19 protein-coding genes are annotated in these 16,979 nt (G+C 42.4%); 17 read left to right on the top strand and 2 right to left on the bottom strand.

The genetic code is table 11. The annotated features are described in order from the left end of the window. Positions 1 to 37: 37 nt before the first annotated feature. Positions 38 to 1,159 carry an alanine dehydrogenase gene (ald, locus tag EXT48_RS07770; RefSeq protein ID WP_130164099.1) on the bottom strand — a complete coding sequence of 374 codons (1,122 nt, stop codon included), beginning with the start codon at positions 1,157 to 1,159 and terminating at the stop codon, positions 38 to 40. A gap of 139 nt (positions 1,160 to 1,298) precedes the next feature. Between ald and lrp the strand changes: the two genes are divergently transcribed. The 7 genes from lrp to rmf all read left to right on the top strand — a co-directional run bounded on the left by lrp (position 1,299) and on the right by rmf (position 8,817). Next, entirely contained in the window at positions 1,299 to 1,778 is a 480-nt protein-coding gene (gene lrp / locus EXT48_RS07765) for a leucine-responsive transcriptional regulator Lrp (RefSeq protein ID WP_010372754.1), read from the top strand. A gap of 114 nt (positions 1,779 to 1,892) precedes the next feature. Continuing rightward, positions 1,893 to 4,502 carry a DNA translocase FtsK gene (locus tag EXT48_RS07760; RefSeq protein ID WP_130126336.1) on the top strand — a complete coding sequence of 870 codons (2,610 nt, stop codon included), beginning with the start codon at positions 1,893 to 1,895 and terminating at the stop codon, positions 4,500 to 4,502. Next, a complete protein-coding gene (gene lolA, locus EXT48_RS07755; RefSeq protein ID WP_069020658.1) occupies positions 4,502 to 5,140 on the top strand; it encodes an outer membrane lipoprotein chaperone LolA in 639 nt (212 codons plus the stop codon). Before EXT48_RS07760 ends, lolA begins: the two co-directional genes overlap by 1 nt. Next, entirely contained in the window at positions 5,133 to 6,473 is a 1,341-nt protein-coding gene (locus EXT48_RS07750; RefSeq protein ID WP_130164098.1) for a replication-associated recombination protein A, read from the top strand. The genes lolA and EXT48_RS07750 overlap by 8 nt, the downstream gene beginning before the upstream one ends. Positions 6,474 to 6,475: 2 nt before the next feature. Then, on the top strand, positions 6,476 to 6,856 hold the full coding sequence (crcB, locus tag EXT48_RS07745; protein WP_010604733.1) for a fluoride efflux transporter CrcB: 381 nt from the start codon (positions 6,476 to 6,478) through the stop codon (positions 6,854 to 6,856). 6 nt (positions 6,857 to 6,862) lie between these two features. After that, a complete protein-coding gene (gene serS / locus EXT48_RS07740; RefSeq protein ID WP_130164097.1) occupies positions 6,863 to 8,158 on the top strand; it encodes a serine--tRNA ligase in 1,296 nt (431 codons plus the stop codon). A gap of 488 nt (positions 8,159 to 8,646) precedes the next feature. After that, positions 8,647 to 8,817: a ribosome modulation factor gene (gene rmf, locus EXT48_RS07735; RefSeq protein ID WP_010372771.1), complete on the top strand. Its 171-nt coding sequence runs from the start codon at positions 8,647 to 8,649 to the stop codon at positions 8,815 to 8,817. Between the two features lie 78 nt (positions 8,818 to 8,895). Here rmf and fabA read toward each other — a convergent pair whose 3' ends face one another. Further along, complete coding sequence (gene fabA, locus EXT48_RS07730) at positions 8,896 to 9,411, bottom strand: 3-hydroxyacyl-[acyl-carrier-protein] dehydratase FabA (RefSeq protein ID WP_010372774.1); 516 nt, start codon at positions 9,409 to 9,411, stop codon at positions 8,896 to 8,898. A 240-nt stretch (positions 9,412 to 9,651) separates the two neighbouring features. On the opposite strand from fabA, the gene EXT48_RS07725 reads away from it, so the two are divergent. The 10 genes from EXT48_RS07725 (at position 9,652) to EXT48_RS07680 (ending at position 16,979) form a co-directional block, all read left to right on the top strand. Beyond that, entirely contained in the window at positions 9,652 to 10,506 is an 855-nt protein-coding gene (locus EXT48_RS07725) for a 6-carboxytetrahydropterin synthase (RefSeq protein WP_130164096.1), read from the top strand. Next, positions 10,499 to 11,323, top strand: coding sequence for a M23 family metallopeptidase (locus EXT48_RS07720; protein ID WP_099029095.1), 825 nt, complete (start codon positions 10,499 to 10,501; stop codon positions 11,321 to 11,323). Before EXT48_RS07725 ends, EXT48_RS07720 begins: the two co-directional genes overlap by 8 nt. Beyond that, on the top strand, positions 11,320 to 11,754 hold the full coding sequence (locus EXT48_RS07715) for an acyl-CoA thioesterase (protein WP_010372783.1): 435 nt from the start codon (positions 11,320 to 11,322) through the stop codon (positions 11,752 to 11,754). The genes EXT48_RS07720 and EXT48_RS07715 overlap by 4 nt, the downstream gene beginning before the upstream one ends. 283 nt (positions 11,755 to 12,037) lie before the next feature. Beyond that, on the top strand, positions 12,038 to 12,403 hold the full coding sequence (locus tag EXT48_RS07710) for a response regulator (protein WP_010372787.1): 366 nt from the start codon (positions 12,038 to 12,040) through the stop codon (positions 12,401 to 12,403). Next, on the top strand, positions 12,400 to 12,981 hold the full coding sequence (locus EXT48_RS07705; protein ID WP_130164095.1) for a chemotaxis protein CheX: 582 nt from the start codon (positions 12,400 to 12,402) through the stop codon (positions 12,979 to 12,981). The genes EXT48_RS07710 and EXT48_RS07705 overlap by 4 nt, the downstream gene beginning before the upstream one ends. A 2-nt stretch (positions 12,982 to 12,983) precedes the next feature. Beyond that, positions 12,984 to 14,282: a sensor histidine kinase gene (locus EXT48_RS07700; protein ID WP_130164094.1), complete on the top strand. Its 1,299-nt coding sequence runs from the start codon at positions 12,984 to 12,986 to the stop codon at positions 14,280 to 14,282. Between the two features lie 325 nt (positions 14,283 to 14,607). Then, positions 14,608 to 15,123, top strand: coding sequence for a chemotaxis protein CheW (locus tag EXT48_RS07695; protein ID WP_010604740.1), 516 nt, complete (start codon positions 14,608 to 14,610; stop codon positions 15,121 to 15,123). Next, positions 15,123 to 16,310 (top strand): methyl-accepting chemotaxis protein, encoded by a 1,188-nt coding sequence (locus tag EXT48_RS07690; protein ID WP_010372799.1) that lies wholly within the window; start codon positions 15,123 to 15,125, stop codon positions 16,308 to 16,310. The genes EXT48_RS07695 and EXT48_RS07690 overlap by 1 nt, the downstream gene beginning before the upstream one ends. 8 nt (positions 16,311 to 16,318) lie before the next feature. Beyond that, the gene (locus EXT48_RS07685; protein WP_010604742.1) at positions 16,319 to 16,684 is read left to right on the top strand and encodes a response regulator; all 366 of its coding nucleotides are present in this window, start codon (positions 16,319 to 16,321) and stop codon (positions 16,682 to 16,684) included. A gap of 10 nt (positions 16,685 to 16,694) precedes the next feature. Beyond that, a complete protein-coding gene (locus tag EXT48_RS07680) occupies positions 16,695 to 16,979 on the top strand; it encodes an STAS domain-containing protein (protein WP_130164093.1) in 285 nt (94 codons plus the stop codon).

The raw sequence follows: 16,979 nt of genomic DNA, 5'->3' as shown, positions 1-16,979 counted from the left end.
CTTCAATTGAAGCCCTTTTTACTACTTAAATTCAAAATTAAGCATTTTCTAGTGCAGCGCGTGGGTCAACATATTCCATGTTGAAGCCTTCTGCCACTTCTTTACACGTTACTTGACCTTTCAGAACGTTTAAGCCGTCCATGAAGTGTTTGTCATTTAGTAGCGCTTTTTTGTAGCCTAAGTTTGCAAGCTTGATGATGTACGGAAGCGTTGCATTGTTAAGTGCAAACGTTGAAGTACGAGGTACAGCACCTGGCATGTTAGCTACACAGTAGTGAACTACGTCATCAACAATGTATGTTGGCTCTGCATGTGTAGTCGCTTTAGAAGTAGCGATACAGCCACCTTGGTCGATTGCAACGTCAACAATAGCAGCACCAGGCTTCATTGCTTTGATGTGTTCTGCAGTTACAAGCTTAGGAGCCGCTGCACCAGGAATTAGTACGCCGCCGATCACAAGATCTGCTTCTAGTACGTGCTTTTCAAGTGCGTCAGCCGTTGAGTAGATAACTTTAGCTTGGCTACCAAACTGTGCATTCAAAGAACGTAATACATCAATGCTACGGTCAAGAATAGTAACGTCTGCGCCTAGACCTACCGCCATTTGCGCTGCGTTACGTCCAACCATACCACCACCGATCACAACGACTTTAGCTGGTTCAACACCAGGTACACCACCTAGCAGCATACCACGGCCTTCACGCGACTTTTCAAGCGCTTGAGCACCTGCCTGAATTGACATACGACCAGCAACTTCTGACATTGGCGCTAGCAATGGAAGACCACCACGCGCATCAGTTACCGTTTCGTATGCGATACAGATAGCACCGCTCTTGATTAGATCTTCTGTTTGTGGAAGGTCTGGTGCTAGGTGAAGGTAAGTAAATAGGATTTGATCTTCACGTAGCATTGCGCGCTCAACAGCTTGAGGCTCTTTTACTTTAACAATCATATCAGCAGTAGCAAAAACTTCTGCCGCTGTGTCTAAAACTTTAGCACCAACTTGAACATAATCTTCGTCAGTAAAACCAATGCCGATACCAGCATTTGTTTCAACAACGACTTCGTGACCGTGATTGATTAGTTCACGAACGCTCGCAGGAACCATACCAACGCGGTATTCGTGGTTTTTTATCTCTTTAGGTACACCAATAATCATAATATTCGCCTCAAAATAAGAACGGGGTAAAATTTTTGACTATTATATTTACCTATAGCCAGTGTGTCTCACTGTTTTAATATTTCAATGTAGTGATATACTCTGAATTAATGAATCATTCAGGATAAAAAACTACACTATGTATCAACAACTAGACAGAATCGACAGAAAGATTTTAGTCGAACTTCAGAAAGATGGCAGAATTTCGAACGTAGAATTAGCCAAACGCATAGGATTGAGCGCTACGCCTTGCTTGGAGCGCGTTAAAAAGCTGGAGCGGGAAGGATTTATTCGAGGTTATAAAGCCGTAGTCGATCCTGCTAAGCTTGGACAGGGACTTTTAGTGTTTGTTGAAGTTACAGTGAATAAAAATTCGCCTGATGTGTTCGATAGATTTAATCAAGCAGTAAAGCAGCATGATGAAATTATTGAATGTCACCTTGTGTCCGGTAGTTTCGACTATTTATTGAAAACACGAGTGACCGACATGTCAGAATATCGCGGAGTTTTAGGAGAAATTTTACTTAAACTGCCAAATATCAGTGAAAGTCGAACTTTTGTGGTCATGGAAGAAGTAAAAGGAGAAGAAGGAGAAGTAATAAAACCTTGTGCACCTTGAGGTATTTCTTGGTAAGGTGTAAGTATATACAGCAATACTAACGCAAATCACTAATTTGCTGACGTTTTGGGCTTTTATAGTCCAGAAAAGAAACAGAAAAAAGGTTTAATTACAATGCGCTTAAATGGTGTGCAACGCCTCTTAGAGACAGGTTTGATTGTAAGCACGGCTGCAGCAATATTTATGTTGTGTGCGTTGATAAGTTTCGACCCAGCCGATCCAGCTTGGACTCAATCCGGTGAGTACGTAAAAGTAAACAATATAACGGGTGCTGCCGGAGCTTGGCTGGCAGACATTATGCTGCTGAGTTTCGGTTGGCTGGCGTTCTTGATCCCAGCAGCGCTGCAGTTTCTTGGTTATCTACTGTTTAAAAAACCGCATAAGCTACTGCAACTCGATTACACCACGTTAGGTTTACGCCTTATTGGCGCGACGCTGTTTATTACCTCTGCAAGTGCAATTAGCAGCATCAATTTCGATGATATCTATAATTTCTCATCTGGTGGGGTAGTAGGGGATGTGGTTGCTGGTGCAATGATGCCTGCCTTTAACTTTACCGGTACTTCTATACTGCTACTGTGCTTTTTCTTTGCCGGAATGACACTACTTACCGGTGTGTCTTGGGTTGAATTCGTTGATTATTTAGGTGAAAAGGTACTGGCTGGCTTTAGATGGTTACGCGATAGGCTGACAGCAGAGCGCAATATAGAGCAAACGCAGTCAGTTTCACAGAAACCGGAGGGTGCTGGCACCAAAACGGATAGAGTAGAGAGTGAGACACCAATAATAGCTAGCGAGCGAAAAGATGATCTCGAGCAGGTTTACCAGCAACAAACCGATACTGAAATTAATATAGATTTCGATGCTGAAGAAGAACCCAGTGGACTTGGCAAATTAAAAGATAAATTGTTCCGCAAAACGAGCACTGAACCTGCACCTCAATCCACGTCTGCACCGCACTCTGATCTACAAGAGAAGAAAGAGCCGTCGGTATTTGATGAGCTAGATGATATTCTAGAGCAAGAAATCAACTTTTCAGCGATAGAGGATGAGCCACTGGATACTGTCGCGGCATTAAATGCCTTGGATGAAGCACCAGTGCATGAAACCAAAGTGGTTTCTCCGGCAAGGCCTCTTAAGCCTAAAGTACCTGAAAAGGCGGCCAATGGTTATCAGCCTCCACCAAGCGCAAAAGAGCAATTTGAAGCGCTTCTAGAGGCTCAGCCACCTGCGGATCCATTGCCTTCATTAGATTTGTTGGATAGACCTGACAAGGCTAAAAACCCAATTTCGCAAGAAGAGTTAGATCAGGTTTCGCGGTTGGTTGAAACTAAACTATTAGACTTCAATGTACAGGCGCAGGTAGTTGGTGTGTATCCAGGCCCTGTCGTTACGCGTTTTGAGTTAGATCTCGCGCCGGGCATTAAAGTTGCTAAGATCACAGGTTTAGCAAAAGACTTAGCGCGTTCATTATCTGCAGTCAGTGTGCGTGTAGTTGAGGTTATCCCAGGCAAGACGTATGTGGGTTTAGAGCTACCTAACAAACACCGTGAAATCGTGCGTTTGTCTGAAGTGATAGGCGCCCCTAAGTTTGAACAAAATCCATCTCCTTTGACTATGGTGCTTGGTAAAGATATCGCAGGCCAACCGGTCGTTGCTGATTTAGGCAAAATGCCGCATTTGCTGGTGGCTGGTACCACTGGTTCTGGTAAGTCAGTGGGCGTTAATGTCATGATCTTAAGCTTGTTATATAAGTCGCCGCCAGAAGATGTGCGAATGATCATGATAGATCCGAAAATGCTTGAGCTTTCAGTTTACGAAGGTATCCCACATTTATTATGCGAAGTGGTTACCGATATGAAAGAGGCAGCAAACGCGCTACGCTGGTGTGTGGGGGAAATGGAACGTCGTTATAAGCTGATGTCGGCACTCGGTGTTCGTAACCTCAAAGGCTACAATCAAAAGATTAAAGACGCTAAAGAAGCGGGTCATCCAATTTTAGATCCACTCTTTAAAGATACAGACGGTATGGCGGATGAACCACAAGAGCTAGATAAATTACCGAGTATCGTGGTCGTTATAGACGAATTTGCCGACATGATGATGATTGTTGGTAAAAAAGTAGAAGAGTTAATTGCACGTATTGCACAAAAGGCGCGAGCGGCAGGCATACATTTAGTGCTGGCAACACAGCGTCCATCAGTAGATGTTATTACGGGGTTGATCAAAGCGAATATACCAACGCGAATGGCGTTCCAAGTATCAAGTAAGATTGATTCACGTACAATCTTAGACCAACAAGGTGCGGAGAATCTGTTGGGTATGGGTGACATGCTCTATTTGCCGCCAGGAACGAGTGTTCCGGTTCGTGTACATGGCGCGTTTGTTGACGATCATGAAGTACATGCGGTAGTGAGTGACTGGAAAGCAAGAGGCAAACCAAACTACGTAGAAGAAATTCTATGCGGTGAAGCGACTGAGGATATTTTACTACCAGGCGAAGCACCGGAAGGTGGGGATGAAGAGTCTGACCCACTTTATGATGAAGCCGTTGGGTTTGTTATTGAAACAGGCAAAGTGTCTGTTTCGAGTGTACAACGTAAGTTAAGGGTTGGTTATAACCGTGCCGCTCGATTAGTTGAGCAAATGGAAATGTCTGGAGTGGTAAGTGCTCCTGGTCATAATGGTGCACGAGATGTATTGGTAAAAGGTGGAGCCAATTAATGAAAAAATTTAAGCAAATTGCGTTGCTAACGGTATTATCAAACCTCTTTATTCAGCCTGTGTGGGCTGATGAGGCAGCGATGCAAAGTCTAAAAGGAAGACTGGCTGAATTAACCAGTTTTCAAGGTAAGTTTGAGCAAATCGTTAAAGATCAAGAAGGCAATGAGTTGCAAACCGGCGAAGGGGCGATAACCTTAGCGCAGCCACTAAAAATCCGCTGGCAACAAGAGATGCCGGATGACACTTTATTTGTATCAAGCGGAGCAACAACCTATTACTACGATACGTTTGCTGAGCAAGTGACCATCCTAGATACGACTAAACTTATTGATACTACGCCATTTGTGCTACTTACGACCCAAGAGGACAGTCAATGGTTGAAGTACAACGTAGCTCTTAACGGTCAAGAATATCTGATCACGCCAAAAAACAAAGTAGACTCGCAGGTAGAGCAATTAACACTGCGTTTTGATGATAAAAACGACGGCTTAGCATTATTGAAAGTGAACGATATTTCAGGTCAAGTCTCTACGTTTAGCTTTAAGGAAAGCAAAGTCAATGTACCAGTAAAAGAGAGTTTGTTTGAGTTTACAATTCCACAAGGAGTGGTCGTAGACGACCAAAGAGGCAGTGACTAGTTTAGGGTTTGATTTTACACCAGATGTACGACCGTTGGCCGCAAGAATGCGGCCAACCTCGTTAGAGCATTATGTCGGGCAGAGTCATATTTTGTCCAAAGGCTCTGTACTTTATCGTGCGATTGAATCTGGACGCTGTCATAGCCTGATCCTTTGGGGGCCACCCGGAGTGGGTAAAACCACCCTTGCTGAGATCATTGCCAACTATGCGGATGCAGAGCTTATCAAGCTTTCCGCTGTCAGTGCAGGAATTAAAGAGGTTCGTGAAGCGGTCGTCGATGCTAAAAACCGATTAGCTCAGTTTGGCAGACGTACGCTGTTATTTGTTGATGAAGTACATCGCTTTAATAAATCCCAGCAAGACGGATTTTTACCTCACATTGAAGATGGCACCTTTATTTTTATTGGCGCGACCACTGAAAACCCTTCTTTTGCACTGAATAACGCGATCTTGTCTCGAGCGCGTGTCTATACCTTACAATCGCTTGTAGAGGACGAACTAGGTCAAGTACTTAAAGATGCGTTGTCCCGCGATGAACAGCTGTCGAAATTAGCTATCACCATTGATGACAGCGCGCTTGAACTCATCGCCAAAGCAGCTTCGGGAGATGCAAGAAAGGCGCTTAATCTACTAGAGCAGGCGGTTGACTTAAGTTTTGAGCCAAACTCAAACACTCATTTGGTGAATGAACTTGTACTAAAACAAGTATTGCCCAGCCAATTATCAAGTTATGACAATAAGGGCGACCTATATTATGACCTAATCTCAGCGTTTCATAAGTCAGTTCGTGGCAGCGCACCAGATGCGGCACTTTATTGGTATTGCAAAATATTAGCAGGTGGAGGCGATCCGCTCTATGTTGCAAGGCGATTGCTGGCGATCGCCACTGAAGATATCGGCAATGCAGACCCAAGAGCGATGCAAGTTGCGTTAAATGCTTGGGATATATTTCATCGGGTAGGGCCAAGTGAAGGAGAGCGTGCGATAGCACAGGCAACGCTTTATCTTGCGAGTGCGCCAAAAAGTAATGCGGTCTACATGGCGTTCAATCAAGCTAAACGTGATGCTGAAAGTGATCCAAATTACCCCGTACCTGAACATCTCAGAAATGCACCGACAAAACTAATGAAAGAACTCGGTTTTGGCGAAGAATATCGTTATGCACATAATGAACCAGGCGCGTTTGCTGCTGGAGAAAATTACTTCCCAGAAGCCATTCAAGAGCGACAATATTATCATCCGACAGATAGGGGACTTGAGAAACAAATCGCCGACAAGCTCAACTATCTACAGACGCAAAATGCGCAAAGTAGCACCAAGAGGTACAAGTAGCGATGCTAATAAATTATCTCACAATTGCCCTAGGTGGAGCGTTTGGTGCAATGTTACGCTTTTTTATCAGCGATATGTCGATAAAACTCTTAGGTAAGGGATTCCCTTTTGGGACGTTGATCGTTAATATTCTTGGTTCATTATTGATGGGTGTGCTTTACGGTTTAATTGAAAAAGAAGTTATTTCAGTTTCTCCATCTAAAACGTTGATAGGTATTGGCTTTTTAGGTGCGCTGACTACTTTTTCTACATTCTCAATGGATTCCTTGTTGTTACTTCAACAAGGGCAATATGTGAAAATGGCGTTTAACGTCACATTAAACGTGGTGGCGTGTATCTTTATGGCCTGGGTTGGTCTCTGCCTCATCATGCAAAAAGGTTAAAAAACAATGTTAGATTCTAAATACTTTCGTCAAGACATCGAGGAAGCCGCTGCGCGTCTGAAAAAGCGTGGTTTTGAACTCGATGTTGCTAAGATCACCGAATTAGAAGAAAAGCGCAAAGCGCTACAAACCAAAACTCAGGAATTACAGAGTGAGCGTAACAGTTCCTCCAAAGCGATTGGTCAAGCTAAAGCGAAAGGGGAAGACGTTCAACCTTTACTAGATGCTGTTGCAAACTTGGGCGACCAATTAAGTGCGGCAAAAGAAGAGCAGGATAAAATTCTTGCTGAACTTAATGACTACGCAATGTCGTTGCCAAACCTCCCTGCTGAAGAGGTACCTGCAGGTGTCGATGAGTCTGAGAATGTTGAAATAAGCACTTGGGGTGAGCCAAAGCAGTTTGATTTTGAAGTTAAAGATCATGTTGACCTTGGCGAAGCGCTTGATAAGGGTCTCGATTTCGAAACTGGTGTTAAGCTAAGTGGTTCTCGCTTTACAGTGATGCGCGGTGGCGTAGCACGTATGCATAGAGCACTTGTACAACTGATGCTGAATACGCACACTGAGCAAAATGGTTATACCGAAATGTATGTACCATATCTTGTGAATAAAGCGAGCTTGTTTGGCACGGGTCAGCTTCCTAAGTTTGCAGAAGATTTGTTCCATACAGAAGCATTATCTGAAGACCAAGATGGCTTTAGCCTAATTCCGACGGCAGAGGTACCATTAACTAACTGCGCTCGTGATGTTATTTACGACGAAAAAGAGCTGCCGATTAAGATGACGGCGCACACGCCTTGTTTTAGAAGCGAAGCTGGTAGCTATGGACGTGACACGCGCGGACTTATTCGTCAACACCAGTTTGATAAGGTTGAACTTGTCCAGCTTGTAAAACCTGAAGATTCTATGGCAGCGCTTGAAGAGTTAACAGGCCATGCTGAGCAAATTTTACAAGCACTTGGCTTACCTTACAGAAAAGTGGTGCTGTGTACTGGAGACATGGGCTTCGGTGCGACGAAAACGTACGATTTGGAAGTTTGGTTACCAGCGCAAAATACCTACAGAGAAATCTCTTCTTGTTCAAATATGTGGGATTTCCAAGCGCGCCGTATGCAAGCGCGTTTCCGCCGTAGTGGTGAGAAGAAGCCTGAGCTACTTCATACTCTTAATGGTTCAGGTTTAGCGGTAGGTCGTACTCTAGTTGCGATTTTAGAAAACTACCAACAGGCAGATGGGTCAATTATTGTGCCTGATGCACTAAAACCATATATGGGTGGTGTAGAGGTTATTAAAGCAAGCTAAGATAGTACTGCTTAATCGAGCTTTGCTCGATTTAAAAACTCAAGTTATTGAAAAGAGGTTGGATTCGTCCAGCCTCTTTTTATTACTAAATTATGAATGTTTTTTTACAGAGAAATATAGAAAAATAAGATCATCAACCAATAATTTACGTCTTGAATATCTAGGTATCTATATAAAATTAAGATAATTATGCTTTTTGTGCTCGGCTGTACAAGAATTACATTTCTGATCATTGCATGACTCGCTGAGATGTGATTTATTGAAGGTATGGGTTTGGCCAAATCTCATCGGTAAGTAGCACATCTGTATGAAATACGATGTCGCTCGTGTTTAACTTTTCTCAATAAAATCTTTAATTTAAATTGTTAGTACGAATTGTCATTATATCGCAAGTCAATATCTTCGTTTTGAATGACGTTCGCTTAAGTTTGAACTACACAGTATTAGAAACGCTAATGCTGATCGAGAAAAAGGTGAGGATATTACCTATGAAGAGACAGAAAAGAGACCGTTTAGAAAGAGCACATTCACAAGGATTTAAGGCAGGATTAGCCGGTCGGTCGAAAGAAAATTGTCCCTATCAACAAGTAGAACACAGATCAGAATGGTTAGGCGGATGGCGAGAAGCGATGGATAATCGCAACATCTTTAAAACCTGATACCGAATTTTAGGAGAGCAAAGCCCCAGATGGGGCTTTGTGTGTTTTTAAAGCTATAAAACGATAACAGCGAAAAAGTTAAAATGCGCTGGTATCTTGGAAAAGTCCTACTTTCAAATCTTTTGCTTCATAGATCACGCGACCGTCAACTTCGACGATGCCATCTGCTAGACCCATAAATAGCTTACGTTTGATAACGCGCTTCATTTCAATGCGATAAGTCACTTTTTTAGCCGTCGGTAAGATTTGACCCGTAAACTTCACTTCGCCCACACCGAGTGCACGACCAAGACCAGGACCACCAGACCAACCAAGGAAGAAGCCTACCAATTGCCACATCGCATCCAACCCTAAACAACCAGGCATTACTGGATCACCTTTGAAGTGGCAGTCGAAGAACCACAGATCAGGGTTTATGTCGAGTTCAGCAATAATTTGACCTTTACCATGCTCACCACCGTCATCATTAATTTGAACGATGCGATCCATCATTAGCATGTTGTCGCTAGGTAGGCGGCAGTTGCCTTCACCAAACATTTCTCCACGACCACATAAAATAAGTTCTTCTTTTGTATAGCTGTTCTTCGGTTCCATAAATCTTCTTCTTAGCTTGCAAATTGACGCTACTTTAGCGTACAGATGTACGCTAAACAACTCCGAACAGTTAAAAAGCGTACGGAGACTTGTAAATTTTGCGCTAAAGATATGTCTATTTGATTAAATTTCAAAAAATTGAAGAGATTAAATGCAAATCAGTTCCAATTAGGGGCGATTTATAATGTGAAAATCATTATAATCGGGGATGATTTTTTAGCAGGCTATTTTAGGTGATCTATGATCCTTTTTGTTGACTCTTTGACCGTAATTGATTTTTCGTACCTTTGCCCACGTCGTGGTGCGGTAGGTGAAAGCTGGATCACCGATATTGTGTTGCATGGTGAGCTAAACGAAGAGTCTATGGTGTTAGACTTTGCAAAAGTTAAAAAGCAAATCAAACGTATTATCGACGAAAAGCTGGACCACAAATTAGCGGTACCCAGCGCACTTGCGTGTAATGCAAAACACAGTGAAGGCCGATTTGAATTTGATATGCAATTTGATGGAAATCACTTAGCCATGAATGCACCGGAAGAGGCGGTGTGTGTAGTGGAAGGGGATGAAATCAATGAAGCCAATGCAATTGCTTACCTTAAGTCTGTTATTATGCCGCATATGCCTGACAACGTGAAAGATTTAGATATAACACTGCGTCCAGAGGCCGCAACAGGCTTCTATTATCACTATAGCCATGGCTTAAAGAAACATGATGGCAACTGTCAGCGTATTATTCATGGTCATCGTTCATTGATTGGTGTGAAGCTAAATGATATCAGCATGCCTAGAATACAAAAACAATGGGCGGATAAATGGCAAGATATTTATCTTGGCAGTGAAGAAGACTTGATTGATCCTAGTTTGCTTCAGTATGTAACCGCTCAAGATGAAGATTATGCATTCGCGTATACCTCGTCGCAGGGATATTTTGAGTTGGCGATCAGCAAATCACGTTGCGATATATTACCTTGCGATACAACAGTTGAATGTATTGCGGACTATCTTGCAGGCCAAATAAAGGCGCAAAATCCACATGATAAGGTTGAAGTAAGAGCATACGAAGGGGTTGGAAAAGGAGCGATTGCGTATGCTTAAACGTGCAATTGTCATATTGCTTGCGAGCACCACATTATTTGCTGAGGCGCTTGAATTAAAAGGTAACCTGACACAAGGTGGCTTGGTCGTCGGTAAGCTTGAAAATGCAACTGAGATAAAGCTAAACGAAACAGAATTAAAGCGCTCTAAAGATGGCTATTTCGTGTTTGGTTTTGGCCGTGATGCTGAACTTAACCACATCTTGAGTTGGCAGTCTGATGATGGTCAAAAGCATCGCCAAGCGATAGTGATCACGAAAAGAGATTACGATATAGACAAGATCACGGGAGTGGCGAAAAAGTATGTTTCGCCACCAGAGTCGGTGCTAAAGCGCATACGTGAAGAAGCACAAGCCGTGTCAAAAGCAAGACAAGGCAATTCGGATTTATTATTCTTTAAAGACCCTGTTTTCAGACCTGCGAAGGGCCGTATTTCAGGTGTTTATGGTAGCCAAAGATATTTTAATGGTGAGCCAAAACGACCACATTTTGGATTAGATATCGCAAACAAAACGGGTGAACCGGTCTTAGCGCCGGTATCGGGTAAAGTAGTGTTTGCAAATCCAGATCTTTATTACAGTGGCGGCACTTTGATTATCGATCACGGTCACGGTATTACCTCTACGTATATCCACCTTAGTAAACTGGATGTTAAGGTTGGCGATACGGTAAAAACTGGCGATAAAATCGCTGAAATTGGCGCGACGGGCAGGGTAACTGGCCCGCATTTAGATTGGCGCTTTAATTGGTTCGGGGAACGACTCGATCCAGCTCTACTTATGAAAGATACACTAGCGGATAAAGCAGTACAAAAATGACAGACGAACAAAGACAAGCCATTGTTGAGCAACGCATTAAAAGCTCAATCACACACGTAACAAAAACCGTATTCCCAGGCCGTACAAACCATCACAACACCTTATTTGGTGGTGACGCACTGGCTTGGATGGACGAAGTTGCCTTTATTGCTGCAACGCGTTTTTGTCGCAAACCTTTGGTAACGATTTCGTCAGACCGAGTCGATTTCAAAGAGGCAATTCCTGCTGGTACTTTTGCTGAATTAGTATCGAAAGTAGTGCATGTTGGTAATACCAGCTTAAAGGTTGATGTTGAAATCTATCTTGAAAGAATGCACAAAGATGATAAACACTTAGCAATTACCGGTAGTTTTACCTTTGTTGCCGTAGATGACAATCATAGGCCAACTCCTGTGGTTTGTGACAAAATGCTAAACGGCTTTGATAGCTAGTTTTTCGCTAAGATTTTATTTTTAAAATCTCTAAAGCAAATATAGGGCTAAGCCCTATATTTAATAGATTAAAAAGAACACATCATACAAATATTTTTAAAATTGCTATTCGTCAAGAACGGCTAAAACCATTCATGATAATTAATCGAGCCATCATTTGTTATTCGAATCGAGTTTCCTTCATTCAGAGGACAAATGAGTCACTTTTTACTCATAATTTTTTGACAGTCAAAAAGCCAAAGACCATACTTTTTACCAATATAGTGAAATAGGAGTGGTGCTCATGGCAATTCCAGTAACCGTTGCAGACGATTCTATGATGTCGAGAAAGGCTGTGCTTAGGGCAATACCTGAAGACTGGGATGTCGAGGTCAGTGAGGCAAAAAATGGCAAAGAAGCATTGGTGATGGTTGAGCAGGGCAAAGCTGAGGTGTTATTTTTGGATCTAACTATGCCAGAAATGGATGGTTTTGAAGTTCTTACGCATCTACACGAACACCACGCAAAAACCGTGGTAATCGTTATTTCCGCCGATATTCAGCCCGAAGCGAAGAAGTTGGTGGATAAACTCGGCGCATTTCGCTTTTTGCAAAAGCCACTACAAAAAGAAGAGTTACATAACACGCTACAAGAGCTAGGTTTATTATGAACATGCCACTCAGTGAAGAGCAAAGGGATGGCTTGCAAGAGCTAATGAATATATCCATGGGCCAGGCAGCGAACTCTTTAGCTCGATTAATTGAAACGAAAATTAGCTTATCTATCCCTGAAATTACTTCGGTAAGCCCAAATCAACTCAATGATATCTGTAATACCGCACATGTTTACAGAACGAGGCAGTCATTTTTAGGGGAAATTAAGGGTGAAGTCATTAATCTATTGTCACCACAAGGCTTACAAGAAATAGCCGAGCTTATGGACTACGATAGTCCACTCGATGACTCTGATCTCAATGAAGTCTTATTAGATTTGTCTAACATTTTGGCTGGCGCATGTTTAAACGGCTTCTCTAGTCAGCTAGAGCTTAAAACCTCATTGACTATGCCGACTATTTATAAACATCAACTATCCGACGACATTGCTGAGTGGAAAACCACATTAGTAATGAAAATTGCATTTATAATCGAGTCTATTGCTTTTGATTCGAGAGTGATTATTTGTTTAGATGAAAACTCCATTAAAACAGTGATCCAAAAACTTAATGCCATGCTTGGAATAGAGGACTGACTGTGTTTAGCGAATTGCAGCGTTACATTCCGGTTGGAATTTGTGTCCTAGACCAAGCACATACGGTGGTTTTTGCGAATGATTTTTTGAAAAACCGGCTACCGGATAACACTCCCAAAAATATTGAGGGCATGTCCATCGATGAGGTATTTCCTGAAGCTGCAAAAATCATTAAGCGGAAATTGAAGAGTGTTTTTGCTTTAAAAGCAGCAAGTTTTAGCTACTGGGAGCATCGCCCTCACGTGTTTGAACTTAGCAGCAGCCGTCCCGTTACTGGCGATGAAACTTCAATGTATCAGAACATTCAATATGTGCCAATTTTTGAGCATTCTGAAGAAGTGAAAAAGGTATGCGTGATCATACAAGATGTGACGGAGCTGGCGAGCTATTATCAAGAGCAAAAACGTCTAACCGAAGCATTAGAGATAGAAAAGCAGGAGTTAAAAACACTCAACCTTAAGTTAGAAGCTGCACAAAACCAATTACTACAGTCTGAGAAAATGGCTGCAATTGGCCAACTTGCTGCTGGCGTGGCGCATGAAATCAACAATCCAATTGGCTTTGTGAATTCCAATATTCAAAGTTTAGAAGGCCAGGCTAGCGGACTGTTTGCGATGCTCGATTTTTATGAATCGAATTTTAGTACACTTGCTGACAGTGATTTAGCAGAGCAGGAGCAGCAGCTCCAAAATCAGCATAGTATCGACTTTTTAAAGGAGGACGTGCCTGAATTACTGCAAGAGTGCTTAGAAGGGCTGGACCGAGTCTCCAAGATAGTTGAGAGTTTAAAATCCTTTTCTCATGTTGATAATCAGGAGTGGCAAGAGGCAGATCTCATTAAGGGGATTGAAAGTACGCTGAAAATAGCCAACAACTCAATTAAGTACCATGCGGTTATCAACAAGACTTACTCGCTTGATGATGAAGTGTTGCTATATTGTCAGCCAATGCAGATTAATCAGGTATTTTTAAACTTAATCATCAATGCTGCGCAGTCGATAGAGTCAAGCGGTACGGTAACTATCTCTATCGAAGATAAACAAAACGAGGTGATTATTGCCATCCAAGACACAGGTAAAGGGATCCCAGCTGAGGACATCAATAAAATTTTTAATCCATTTTTTACCACCAAACCTGTTGGTCAAGGCACTGGCCTTGGACTGTCTCTATCATATAGCATCGTTTCCAAGCATAAGGGTCGCATTCAAGTTGACTCACAAGTCGGTGTAGGCACAACGTTTACGGTATCTTTTCCTAAGCTCAGCGAAGCAGATTTCTCCGACGAATTTACGGATAAGTAATCAATCAAACCCAGTTGATAATAAAATTAGCCTTCATTAGGTTAACGTTTCTTTGCAATTCATGTACTTCCTTATTGTTTTTGTTCTGATTATCCAGTTTTCAATCAGTTGGCTTTAGCTTTTTGCCACAGGTTTCGTTGTCAAAAAATCCACTATAAATCTGTCACTGCGGTAATACTCAATACTACGGAATTGTTTGTAACTATCTGTTTTTAATATTATTTTTACCACTCAAAAATAGTTGATATAAATTATTGCTCAAATTTTGACAGATAAGAAATATGAGACTAAAGTAACATATAAGACAAATGAGACGGGGCGAAAAATGCAAGCGATCACAGAAAACACACAGTCATTGCAATATCTCACTTTTCAGTCAAGACAGGATTGCTATGCAATTGAGATCCTTTCAATAAAGGAGATCATTGAATTGGGCTCCGTGACAAAAGTCCCCTTGATGCCTGAGTTTATTAAAGGAGTGATTAATTTAAGAGGCTCAGTTGTACCCGTTATCGATCTGTCAGCTCGGCTTTGTGGAGAAGTAATAGAAGTTGGCAGACGAACCTGCATTATCATTTGTGAATTCAGTATTTCTGACAACCTCATTGAGATGGGTGTCATTGTTGATGGCGTTAATGAAGTCATAGAAGTTGACGCAAAAGATCTAACCAACTCACCTCAGTTTGGCGCGCAAATCAGAGCCGACTTCATCGCTTCCATGGTAAGACGCGGAGATGAGCTACTCATCGCGCTAGACCTTGAAAAAGTTCTCTCAGTTGAAGAGATGGCTGAGCTGATAGAGTTAAGCGAGCGTGGCAGTCACCTTGGGGAGTCAGCATAATGCAGATACTTCCAATTAATGAGCTAAAGGCAATCTACAAGTACTACATTAGCGCTGCGGTGTTGCTAAGCCTAGTATTGTCTCTCACGCTATTACTCAGTGTTCGCGTTGATATTTTGTCGCTATCTTCTGTGCTCATCACCAGTGCACTCTTAGCGGTAACGTTAAGGCAGCGTCACTTAACCGCAAAAGTCATTCTTGATTGCGAGGCATTTGCTAGTTATTCGAGTGAGATGCAAGAGCATTGCGAGGTAGAGCAGCACAATACAGAATCTGTTGCCGCGATTTTAGAAACCGTTATTAATCAGGTCTACAGTATTAAAACCTTGGGTAATGACTCGGTTTCAGGGCTCACCTTGCAGTTTTCAGAGCTAAGACAGGCACTAAATAACACGATCGAATCGGCACGAGGTTCTGTAGAAAATTTTGGTGATGATGAACACTGTTTTGCCAAACACAGTCAAGAAGAACTCAATGAAGTCCTGCACAGTTTGCGTGTGGCTCTTGGTTCAAAACTCGAGGTCGTCAATTCCAATCAAGCTGTAAGCCATGCCGCCAAGGAATTAACTGAGCAAACCAAATCCATTCAAAAAATATCAAAAGAGATCACGTTATTGTCACTCAACGCATCAATTGAAGCTGCAAGAGCGGGGGAAGCCGGTCGGGGGTTTGCCGTGGTAGCGGAAAGGGTGCGTGAGCTTTCGGATATTACCTCAGAAGCTGCAGAGCTTATTATTGAAAAGATGAACGGCTTAACCAATGCCGTTGCTGACAATACTGAAAAGCTCACCGAATCACAGGCACAAGACGTTACGCTTATGGATGACGCTGAATTACATATCCGAAAAGTACTCAATGAGATGGCGACGGTCGCTAATGAGCTGACGCAATCGGTACATGGTTTAGATGATACCGCAAGCAAGATAAAAGCGAACGTCGACGACGCGATAACCGATTTTCAATTTCAAGATAGAGTGAGCCAAAAGCTAGAACACATTTGCAAAGGGCTTACTTCATTAGTCTCGCTATACAGGACAGAAGGTGAGCTAGGCGAGGAAGGGTTGGCTGCATTACAGCAAGAAATGTTCAACTCTTACACCATGAAAGAAGAAAGGGAATGTCATGTTTCAACCACTGAAAATACGTCTCAACACGACCATGTTGAAGACGAAGTAACATTTTTCTAGGAGGTCTTATGACTAAGAAAATTATGATAGTAGATGATTCGGCTTCAATTCGTCAGGTGGCAAAAATGACACTACTCGCTGAAGGTTATGAAGTCATTGATGCCTGTGATGGTCTTGACGCAATCAACAAGCTAGATGAAGGCAAAATCAACCTGATCATTAGTGACTTGAATATGCCAAACATGGATGGGCTGAGCTTGTTGAAGAAGGTAAAAGAAATGGGCCAATATCGCTTTACGCCTTTTTTGATGCTAACCACAGAATCGGGCTCTGATTTCGTGAGTCAAGGTAAGCAAGCGGGAGCAAAGGCTTGGATGATAAAGCCGTTTAAACCCGAAAAGCTGATTAATACCGTTTCACGTATTTTGGCTTAGGAGCATAAATATGAGCAACTTAACCATTGTGCTGCCAGAAGTATTGACCATTTATGAAGTGAGCAAAGTGGCAGCAAAATGGCAGCTCATGTTAAGCGATGACACGACGGCGATAGCAATTGATCTTAGTGAGCTGTTGGAGGTGGACGCTGCAGGCTTTCAATTAGTTGTAGCACTCGCACAGTGTTGTACGGAAAGGCCATTATCTGTGATAGGTGTCGATGAGCATCACTCACCTTGTGCCTTATGGCTACTCAATACCTTAGTTGCATCAAACTGCGCGCAAAGGAGGTAA

Origin of the sequence: Pseudoalteromonas sp. CO348 (genome assembly GCF_004208845.1) — a bacterium.
GTDB lineage: Bacteria > Pseudomonadota > Gammaproteobacteria > Enterobacterales > Alteromonadaceae > Pseudoalteromonas > Pseudoalteromonas maricaloris.
The sequence above is the reverse complement of the archived record's forward strand: the minus strand, read 5'-3'. Positions and strand labels throughout refer to the sequence as shown.

Excerpts from the sequence above, each read along its gene's own strand:
- EXT48_RS07705 (WP_130164095.1), top strand. The coding sequence starts at position 12,400 with ATGAACATGCCACTCAGTGAAGAGCAAAGGGATGGCTTGCAAGAGCTA.
- EXT48_RS07715 (WP_010372783.1), top strand. The coding sequence starts at position 11,320 with ATGACAGACGAACAAAGACAAGCCATTGTTGAGCAACGCATTAAAAGC.
- fabA (WP_010372774.1), bottom strand. The coding sequence starts at position 9,411 with ATGGAACCGAAGAACAGCTATACAAAAGAAGAACTTATTTTATGTGGT.
- EXT48_RS07710 (WP_010372787.1), top strand. The coding sequence starts at position 12,038 with ATGGCAATTCCAGTAACCGTTGCAGACGATTCTATGATGTCGAGAAAG.
- serS (WP_130164097.1), top strand. The coding sequence starts at position 6,863 with ATGTTAGATTCTAAATACTTTCGTCAAGACATCGAGGAAGCCGCTGCG.
- EXT48_RS07685 (WP_010604742.1), top strand. The coding sequence starts at position 16,319 with ATGACTAAGAAAATTATGATAGTAGATGATTCGGCTTCAATTCGTCAG.
- EXT48_RS07680 (WP_130164093.1), top strand. The coding sequence starts at position 16,695 with ATGAGCAACTTAACCATTGTGCTGCCAGAAGTATTGACCATTTATGAA.
- rmf (WP_010372771.1), top strand. The coding sequence starts at position 8,647 with ATGAAGAGACAGAAAAGAGACCGTTTAGAAAGAGCACATTCACAAGGA.
- lolA (WP_069020658.1), top strand. The coding sequence starts at position 4,502 with ATGAAAAAATTTAAGCAAATTGCGTTGCTAACGGTATTATCAAACCTC.
- lrp (WP_010372754.1), top strand. The coding sequence starts at position 1,299 with ATGTATCAACAACTAGACAGAATCGACAGAAAGATTTTAGTCGAACTT.
- EXT48_RS07760 (WP_130126336.1), top strand. The coding sequence starts at position 1,893 with ATGCGCTTAAATGGTGTGCAACGCCTCTTAGAGACAGGTTTGATTGTA.
- EXT48_RS07695 (WP_010604740.1), top strand. The coding sequence starts at position 14,608 with ATGCAAGCGATCACAGAAAACACACAGTCATTGCAATATCTCACTTTT.
- EXT48_RS07725 (WP_130164096.1), top strand. The coding sequence starts at position 9,652 with ATGATCCTTTTTGTTGACTCTTTGACCGTAATTGATTTTTCGTACCTT.
- crcB (WP_010604733.1), top strand. The coding sequence starts at position 6,476 with ATGCTAATAAATTATCTCACAATTGCCCTAGGTGGAGCGTTTGGTGCA.
- ald (WP_130164099.1), bottom strand. The coding sequence starts at position 1,159 with ATGATTATTGGTGTACCTAAAGAGATAAAAAACCACGAATACCGCGTT.
- EXT48_RS07720 (WP_099029095.1), top strand. The coding sequence starts at position 10,499 with ATGCTTAAACGTGCAATTGTCATATTGCTTGCGAGCACCACATTATTT.
- EXT48_RS07690 (WP_010372799.1), top strand. The coding sequence starts at position 15,123 with ATGCAGATACTTCCAATTAATGAGCTAAAGGCAATCTACAAGTACTAC.